Source organism: Arthrobacter sp. H41, from assembly GCF_000520535.1.
In the GTDB taxonomy this organism is placed as follows: Bacteria; Actinomycetota; Actinomycetes; order Actinomycetales; family Micrococcaceae; genus Arthrobacter_D.
The window spans coordinates 25,965-34,497 of sequence record NZ_KI914789.1; the positions used below are offsets into that span (position 1 = coordinate 25,965).

Genomic DNA, 8,533 nt, shown 5'->3' on the forward strand with positions numbered 1-8,533 from the left:
CGGGCGGCGCCGCAGCGCGGAGGGCAGGTACCGCGAAGCGAATGGGTGCCGCAGTCCGAAAAGCCGGCGCCCCGGCGTGAAGGGCCGGTGCCGGAGCGCGAGCGTGCCGTCTCGTCGTCGGAAGCGCGGGCCGCCGAGCGCACGCAGCTTGCCGGGGCTATCCGCCGCAGCCCGTCGGGGTCGACGAAGAGGCCCAACCGCGTCATCGAACCCGCGGAGGATGCGAAGCCGATCCCGGCGAAATCGTTCTCCGGCCGGTTGCTGGCCCTCGCCGTCGTTCTCGTCGCCGTCACTGTTCTCCTTGCCCCCTCGCTCAATACCTACCTGCAGCAGCAGGCGGAGCTGAATGCGCTGCGCCAGGATATTGCACGGCAGGAGCAGGTGCAGGCCGACCACCAGACGGAACTGGCCCGCTGGAACGACCCCGCGTATATCAAGCAGCAGGCGCGTGACCGCATTTTCCTGGTCATGCCGGGGGAGACCCGCTACCTGGTCAAGGGGGGCCAGGGAATCGAGGATGCCTCCTTGGCGGGGTCGGACGCGAAGCCGGAGGATCTGCCCTGGGTGGACTCCCTGTGGAGCACCGTCACCCGGGCCGCAACCGATTGAGTCGGCTCCGGAGTCCCGGCAGCCCGAGCGGGCGGCGCCGCAGCGCGGAGGGCAGGTACCGCGAAGCGAATGGGTGCCGCAGTCCGAAAAGCCGGCGCCCCGGCGTGAAGGGCCGGTGCCGGAGCGCGAGCGTGCCGTCTCGTCGTCGGAAGCGCGGGCCGCCGAGCGCACGCAGCTTGCCGGGGCTATCCGCCGCAGCCCGTCGGGGTCGACGAAGAGGCCCAACCGCGTCATCGAACCCGCGGAGGATGCGAAGCCGATCCCGGCGAAATCGTTCTCCGGCCGGTTGCTGGCCCTCGCCGTCGTTCTCGTCGCCGTCACTGTTCTCCTTGCCCCCTCGCTCAATACCTACCTGCAGCAGCAGGCGGAGCTGAATGCGCTGCGCCAGGATATTGCACGGCAGGAGCAGGTGCAGGCCGACCACCAGACGGAACTGGCCCGCTGGAACGACCCCGCGTATATCAAGCAGCAGGCGCGTGACCGCATTTTCCTGGTCATGCCGGGGGAGACCCGCTACCTGGTCAAGGGGGGCCAGGGAATCGAGGATGCCTCCTTGGCGGGGTCGGACGCGAAGCCGGAGGATCTGCCCTGGGTGGACTCCCTGTGGAGCACCGTCACCCGGGCCGCAACCGATTGAGTCGGCTCGAACGGCAATACCCGCAGCACAGCCGTCGCACCACGACGTACCAAGGACACAGTATGTGCACCGTGCAGGCGTACGAGGAAGGATCCGCGTGAGCGAGCAGGACCAGCGAACCCCCACCCAGCATGATCTCGACGTCCTCAGCCGGCAATTGGGCCGCCCCGTCCGCGACGTCGTCGAGATCGGCGCGCGCTGCGTCTGCGGCAACCCGCTCGTGGCAACCACTGCACCCCGGCTGTCCAACGGCATCCCCTTCCCCACCACCTACTACCTCACGCATCCGGTGGTCACCGCCGCCGTCTCACGTCTCGAGGCCGAGGGCGTCATGACCGATATGACCGCCCGGCTGGGTGTCGAGCCGGTACTTGCCGACAAGTACCGGGGCGCGCACGAGGCCTACCTTGCCGTGCGTCGGGAGATCGGCGACCGCACCGGCACCGGGGCGGTACCGGAGATCGACGGCGTATCGGCGGGCGGCATGCCCACGCGGGTGAAGTGCCTCCACGTCCTCGTGGGGCATTCCCTCGCAGCGGGAACGGGAGTGAATCCGCTCGGCGATGAGGCGATCGAAGGAATCCGCCAGTGGTGGACGCCGGACACCTGCTTCTGCGACGGCGCCTGGGACACCGCAGGTTCCGTTCCCTCCACCGACCTCAGCCGGCACCGGAAGACCCAGGGCCTCTCCGCCGACGAACTCGAGCGGAAGCGCGCCGCGCGCCGCACCCCATCCCAGGAGGACTGATGCGCACAGCTGCCATCGACTGCGGTACCAATTCCATCCGGCTGCTCATCGCGGATACCGACGAGACCGGCGGGCTGACCGACGTCGAACGCCTCATGCGGGTGGTGCGGCTCGGCGAGGGAGTGGACGCCACCGGACGCCTTTCCGACGCGGCGCTCGCGCGGACCTTCGCGGCGGCCGAGGAGTATGCGGAACTCATCGAGCGGCACGGCAGCCCCGAAGTGCGGTTCGTGGCGACGTCGGCATCCCGCGACGCCGAGAATCGGGAAGACTTCGTTGCCGGTATCCGCGAGCGGCTCGGGGTGGACCCCGAAGTCATTTCCGGCGCTGAGGAGGCGGCACTGTCCTTCGCCGGGGCAGTGAGCGTGCTGGGCGCTGCAGAGGACGAAACCGTCCTGGTGATCGATCTCGGCGGCGGCAGCACCGAATTCGTCGCAGGCAACTCCTCAGGCGTCCTGGCCTCCCGGAGCATGGACATGGGCTGCGTGCGGTTCACCGAGCGGTTCCTCCACGGAGATCCTCCTACCCGTGCCGAAATCTCGGCCATGGAGGCGGAGGTGACGTCGCTGATCGTCGTCGCCGCCGCAGCTGTGCCGCTCGGGACGATCACCACGCTGGTCGGCGTGGCCGGAAGCATCACCACCGTCACCGCGCACGCCCTGAAACTTCCCGAATACCTTCCGACGCGGATCCACGGGACAGTGCTCAGCACGGCCGAAATCGGGGCGGCTGCTTCGGACCTGCTGCACAGCGACCGTACAACTCGGGCAGGGCTTCCCTACATGCACCCGGGCCGCGTCGACGTCATCGGTGCCGGGGCATTTATCTGGAAGTGCATCGTCGAGGCGGTAACCGAGGCGACGCACGGCCGCGTGGGAGGCGCCACCGCCAGTGAGCACGACATCCTGGACGGTATCGCCCTCAGCGTCGCAACCCGCGGAAAATGACGAAAATGACCCACGCGCCGGTTTCCGGAAACCGCAGATCACCCTCCGGCGGGGTGCTGCGCACTGCCGCAGTTGCGCTGGTCGCCGCCTTGGCCCTGCCGTTCGGTGCCCTACCCGCCGCTGCCGACGAAGTTCGGGAGAAGGAGTACTGGCTCGAAAGCTACGGCATCACCGATGCCTGGGCCACCACCCAGGGTGAAGGCGTCAAGGTGGCCATCATCGACAGCGGGGTCGACGGCACGCACCCCGACCTTGCAGGAGTGGTGACCGGCGGTACTGATGCCTCCGGAGTCGGCAGCCCGAACGGGCAACTCGGCATAGGCGAGGTGCCCGTCCACGGGACCCTGGTGGGAACGCTGCTGGCCGGCCGCGGGCATCGAGGGCTGGCGCCGGTGCTGGCGCCCGGCCCGGAGCCGACGGCGACGTCGTCGCCCGCGTCCGAACCATCCGCGCCCGCACCTACCGCGACCGGATCCGCAGCGCCGGGATCCACTGCCGAAGCCGGACCGGGCGCTGAACCATCGGCGCCCGGGGACAGTCCTGCTCCGTCGACGTCCGGCCCAACTGCGGAGGCGTTCTCCCCGGAGCCCGTACCGCCTCCGGCGGTGCAGGCTCCAGGTCCCCTCAGCGTCTACGGCAGGGGGCCGGACGGAATTGTGGGGGTAGCGCCGAAAGCGGAACTGTTGGCTGTGTCGGTGTGGGTCGACGGACCGACCAGCGGGCCGAACCCGGCCGGGATCAATATCAACGACCAGATCCCGAGCGCGGTGCGGTGGGCTGTCGACAACGGCGCCAAGGTCATCAATATGTCGCTGGGAAGCACCTCGACCACCTGGCCGGAAAGCTGGGACGACGCGTTCCTCTACGCAGAGCAACAGGATGTGGTGATCGTCGCTGCAGCGGGTAACCGCGCAGGCGGACTCATCCAGGTCGGCGCGCCCGCGACGATCCCCGGTGTCCTCTCCGTCGCCGGACTCGACAGGGCGGGCGTGGCGAGCCGCGAGGCTTCGTCGGAGGGCATCAGCATTGCAGTCGCGGCGCCGTCGGAGGATCTGGTGGGTGGGCTTCCCGGAGGAGGGTACGCCGAGTGGTCCGGAACCTCCGGGGCGGCGCCCCTGGTCTCCGGAGTGGCAGCCCTCATCCGGTCGAAGTATCCGGAGCTGAGTGCCGCGCAGGTGGTCAACCGGATCGTTGCCACGGCGCAGGATGCGGGTGCGCCCGGGTTCGACACCCTCTACGGCTACGGCGTCCTCGACGTCGATGCTGCGGTCAATGCCGACATCTCGGTACCCGGGGTGAACCGCCTGGGAAGCATGGCCGAGTGGATCCAGGTGTACCGGAGGAGCGAGGGCGGAAGCGGGACGCCGGCGCCCGCTCCTGAGGTCGAGGAAGCCGCGCCGGATATCCCCGAGCCGCCGGTCCCGCAGGCGGAGGAACCGGAGACCAGTCCGGATCTGCTCCCAGCGGCAGTCGTCCTCGGATTCTCCACCCTGTTCGTGGTCCTGCTCACTGCGGGGACGGTCCACGTGGTGCGGACGCGGCGGAAATGAGCGCGGAAAGCGGACGACGACGACCGCCGTCCGACGCCGGATCGACCGGTTTCGACCTCCTGCACACTTAGTGAAGATTTTCACAAACTCCGGTAGCATCGAAGTATGGCACTGAACCCTCATTTTTCGGATCGACCGCGCGTTCTTGTTGTCGGCGGCGGGTATGTCGGCCTCTATGTGGCCCACGGGCTGCAGAAGAAGGTCAAGGCCCGCGGCGGCATCGTGACGCTGGTGGATCCGCTGCCCTACATGACCTACCAGCCCTTCCTTCCGGAGGTGGCAGCCGGGAGCATCGAACCACGCCACGCGATCGTCTCCCACCGGGTGCACCTGCCCCAGACCGAGCTGATCTCGGGCAAGGTCACGGGCATCGACCATGCCGGCCGCACCGCGACCATCGAACCCGCCGGCGGCGGGGAGGCCTTCGAACTCGGGTACACCGACGTCGTCGTGGCTGCAGGCTCCATCACCCGGACCTTCCCCATCGACGGGTTGAAGGACCAGGGAATCGGGCTGAAGACCATCGAAGAGGCAGTGGCCCTTCGCAACCAGGTCCTGGAGCGCATCGAGACCGGGTCGTTGATGCCGGCCGGGCCCGAGCGCGACCGTGCGCTGACGTTCGTCGTCGTCGGTGGTGGTTTCGCCGGTATCGAGGCGATCACCGAAATCGAGGACATGGCGCGCGACGCCGTGAAGAAGAACAGCCGCCTGGAGCGCTCGGACCTCCGTTTCGTCCTCATCGAGGCCATGGGCCGCGTCATGCCCGAGGTCACCGCGGAACAAGCGGTCTGGGTGGTGGAGCACCTGCGCTCCCGTGCCATCCAGGTCATGCTCAACACCTCGCTCTCCAGTGCGGTCGATGGTCGCCTGAAACTGATCAACATGCCCGACAAGACGCCCGCGGACGAGTTCGAGGCCGGCACCCTGATCTGGACCGCCGGCGTGCAGGCAAACCCCGTGGTCACGTCCACGGATTTCCCGGTGGATGAACGCGGCAGGCTCCGGGCCAGCGCCGAACTCCGCATCGCGGGGGACGACGGACCGATCCAGCACGCCTGGACCGCCGGCGACGTCGCAGCCGTACCGGACCTCACCGGCGGCGGTGTGGGAGGCTTCTGTGTCCCGAATGCGCAGCATGCCGTACGGCAGGCGAAGCTACTGGCCAAGAACATCCTCGCGCAGAACTACGGTGTCGGTGAGGTCAAGGAATACCGGCACACGAACCTCGGAGCGGTCGCAGGGTTCGGCACCTTCAAGGGTGTTGCCAACATCATGGGCTTCGGCATGCGGGGTTTCCCGGCGTGGATGGCTCACCGCGGGTACCACGGGCTGGCGATGCCGATGTTCGAGCGCAAGGCCCGGGTCATCACGAACTGGAGCATGAGCTTCATCTTCGGGCGCGATCTGGCTCCCATCTCGGACCTTCAGACACCGAAGCGCCAGTTCCGTGAGGCTGCCACTCCGCAGCCGAAGAAGGACAAGGCGCTGCCGAGCTCGCCGCCTAGGCCTGCCGGCAAGGCAGCCGCAGGCAAGGTGGGTACGCGGGCCTGAGAGTCCGACAGCCAGACAGAACGACGGCGGTCCCGCCCGGGTGGGACCGCCGTCGTTCTGTCGGCCAGCACCTGTGGTCACGACCCGTGGCGCTGAATCGCCAGGCGGACTGCGCCCGCGATATTCTGGACGGGCAGGACAGCGCCCCAGTAGCCCAATGGCAGAGGCACCAGACTTAAAATCTGTTCAGTGTCGGTTCGAGTCCGACCTGGGGTACCGGTGGCACGGAGCCACCTACTTGCGCAACTAGCGAAACAAGACAGGATACTGTCCAATCGCTGGTGTCAATACTCCTTAACATGCTCTGTGATGAGCGTTACAAGGATGTAACACGATTCCCTTATCTTCGTTCCGGTTTTGCACTAGTTTTTCTACATACCAGGAACACCTGGTGACTGCAGCAAAGGCAGAAAGCCTTTCGGTCGAGGAGAACAATTCATGATCGCAACACTTAACTCAGTGCGCTTCGGCACTGGGCAGAATGCCCCGCGCGCGGCGAAGGTCGCCGCGCTGGGTCTGGGGATCGCACTCTTGGCCTCCGGCTGCGGCGGATCCTCCGCACCGGAGAGTGAGGCCGAGGCGAGTGAGGCTCCTGCATCCGAGGCGGCAGCGGGAGCACTGGCTTGCCCCGAGAGCGAAGGCGGACAGGCCGCGGAAGCGAATCCCAAGGGAGACCCCGCGGCTGTTCCGGCGGCAACCACCGTCAGCGACCAGCCGCTGAAGCTCGGCTCCATCCTTCCGACCACCGGAACACTGGCGTTCCTCGGTCCTCCGGAAATTGCCGGCGTCAACCTCGCCGTCCAGGAAGTCAACGAAGCCGGAGGCGTCCTCGGCCAGGACATCACCATCACCCACCGCGACTCGGGTGACACCACCACCGACATCGCCACCCAGTCGGTCACCGACCTCCTGTCGCAGGACGTCAGCGCGATCATCGGCGCGGCATCCTCGGGCGTCTCCAAGACCGTGATCAACCAGATCACCGGTGCCGGCGTGGTCCACTTCTCGCCGGCCAACACGTCGCCTGAATTCTCGACCTGGGACGATCAGGGCCTCTACTTCCGGACGGCTCCCTCGGACGTCCTGCAGGGACGCACGCTCGGCAACTACATCATGACCTGTGGTGCACAGACCGTCGGCATGATCACCCTCAATGACTCCTACGGAACCGGTCTCCAGACCAACATCCAGGAAACCGTCGAGGGAGCAGGCGGCGAGGTCATCGCCAACGAGATGTTCAACACCGGTGATTCGCAGTTCTCGAGCCAGGTCGATGCCCTCGCCGCAGCCGCGCCGGACGCCATCGTCCTCATCACCTTCGACGAGGCCAAGAGCATCGTTCCGCTGCTCGTCGCCAAGGGAATCGATCCCAGCACCATGTTCCTCGTGGACGGCAACACCTCCGACTACAGCGCCGACCTGGAGCCCGGAACCATGGAGGGCGCCCAGGGCACCATCCCTGGTCCTTTCACGGGGGACGAGTTCCGGAACGCGCTGGCCGAGATCGATCCAGCACTGACCAGCTGGGCATACTCAGGCGAAAGCTATGACGCCGTCAACCTGATCGCCCTTGCATCCGAGGCCGCGGGAAGCGTTGAAGGCGCCGCAATCGCCGAGCAGCTCGAGTCCGTGTCCAAGGACGGGGAGAAATGCTTCGACTTCGCGGGCTGCGTCACGCTGCTCCGCGGCGGCGGAGACATCGACTACGACGGCATCTCAGGACCGGTCTCCTTCGACGAGAACGGTGACCCCACCGAGGCTGCCATCGGTATCTACGAGTACGACGGCAACAACGTACCTCAGCCCAGCCGCTCCGAACTCGGCCAGCTGTAACACCTGCACCAACTGAACGGCCCCGTCCGCACCGGAAAGGTGCGTCGGCGGGGCCTTTCTGTGTGCTGGATCGGGTGGCCTCGGCCGCCCGGGCATCCAGTATGCAGCAGTTACCGGAGAATCGGCTGACGACCGTAAGTATCGCGCACTCGACGGCGGCGTTATTGGATCCGGGGGCCGCGCATGTAGGGGAGCCGGGCCCGCCAGCGGGGCAACCAGGGCTTGAGCCGACGCTACGTGTCGGTGCGCGGGCGGCGGGCCATGGCGTAGGAAGGCTCGCGGAGACGTTTCGCCCAGCCATAGGTGTCTGCGCCCGGCAGGGGATTGAGCACCGGGTCGAAGCGGAGGTCAGCCTCCTCACCCAGGGGGTCGAGGCGCAGCGACAGGATGCCGAACTGGTGCCACGGCCCGCGCGGCTGCGCGTAGTACAGTCCCAGGGTCCACGTCCCGCGGCCCAGTTGCCGCTCGAAGCCCCTCAGCGACGCAGGGAGGGCTCCGGGGCCCAGGGTGCGCGCACCGATCAGTACCGGCCCTTCCGCACCGCGGTACGGGATGATCGTGGTGAGTGGTGCCCGGTCCGCCCTGAGCCTCGGGGACAGAACGAATCGTCCCAGGCGGGACCACCCGGTGGAGGACAGGAGAACATCGGCAGGCGGGC

The 8,533-nt window shown here is 67.4% G+C and carries 8 protein-coding genes and 1 tRNA gene; 8 read left to right on the forward strand and 1 reads right to left on the reverse strand.

Translation table 11 applies throughout. From position 1 onward, the window contains the following. The 8 genes from Y705_RS0108045 to Y705_RS0108080 all read left to right on the forward strand — a co-directional run. Nucleotides 1–609 (forward strand): FtsB family cell division protein (locus tag Y705_RS0108045; protein ID WP_253908539.1); only part of this gene is annotated, 609 nt, incomplete at its 5' end. Between the two features lie 73 nt (nt 610–682). After that, complete coding sequence (locus tag Y705_RS0108050; protein WP_253908540.1) at nt 683–1,246, forward strand: FtsB family cell division protein; 564 nt, start codon at nt 683–685, stop codon at nt 1,244–1,246. Between the two features lie 97 nt (nt 1,247–1,343). Continuing rightward, nucleotides 1,344–1,994: a DUF501 domain-containing protein gene (locus Y705_RS18375; protein ID WP_253908541.1), complete on the forward strand. Its 651-nt coding sequence runs from the start codon at nt 1,344–1,346 to the stop codon at nt 1,992–1,994. Further along, on the forward strand, nt 1,991–2,941 hold the full coding sequence (locus Y705_RS0108060) for a Ppx/GppA phosphatase family protein (protein ID WP_026532490.1): 951 nt from the start codon (nt 1,991–1,993) through the stop codon (nt 2,939–2,941). The genes Y705_RS18375 and Y705_RS0108060 overlap by 4 nt, the downstream gene beginning before the upstream one ends. A 5-nt stretch (nt 2,942–2,946) precedes the next feature. Beyond that, on the forward strand, nt 2,947–4,491 hold the full coding sequence (locus Y705_RS18380) for a S8 family serine peptidase (protein WP_081737903.1): 1,545 nt from the start codon (nt 2,947–2,949) through the stop codon (nt 4,489–4,491). Between the two features lie 105 nt (nt 4,492–4,596). Further along, nucleotides 4,597–6,042 carry an NAD(P)/FAD-dependent oxidoreductase gene (locus Y705_RS18385; protein ID WP_049822462.1) on the forward strand — a complete coding sequence of 482 codons (1,446 nt, stop codon included), beginning with the start codon at nt 4,597–4,599 and terminating at the stop codon, nt 6,040–6,042. A gap of 143 nt (nt 6,043–6,185) precedes the next feature. Then, nucleotides 6,186–6,258 (forward strand) — tRNA-Leu (locus Y705_RS0108075). Nucleotides 6,259–6,480: 222 nt separating this feature from the next. Beyond that, nucleotides 6,481–7,875, forward strand: a complete 1,395-nt coding sequence (locus Y705_RS0108080; RefSeq protein ID WP_049822463.1) for an ABC transporter substrate-binding protein — start codon at nt 6,481–6,483, stop codon at nt 7,873–7,875. A gap of 233 nt (nt 7,876–8,108) precedes the next feature. On the opposite strand, the gene Y705_RS22265 is transcribed toward Y705_RS0108080, so the two are convergent. Continuing rightward, a partial coding sequence (locus tag Y705_RS22265) for a hypothetical protein (RefSeq protein ID WP_049822464.1) occupies nt 8,109–8,533 on the reverse strand: 425 nt, incomplete at its 5' end.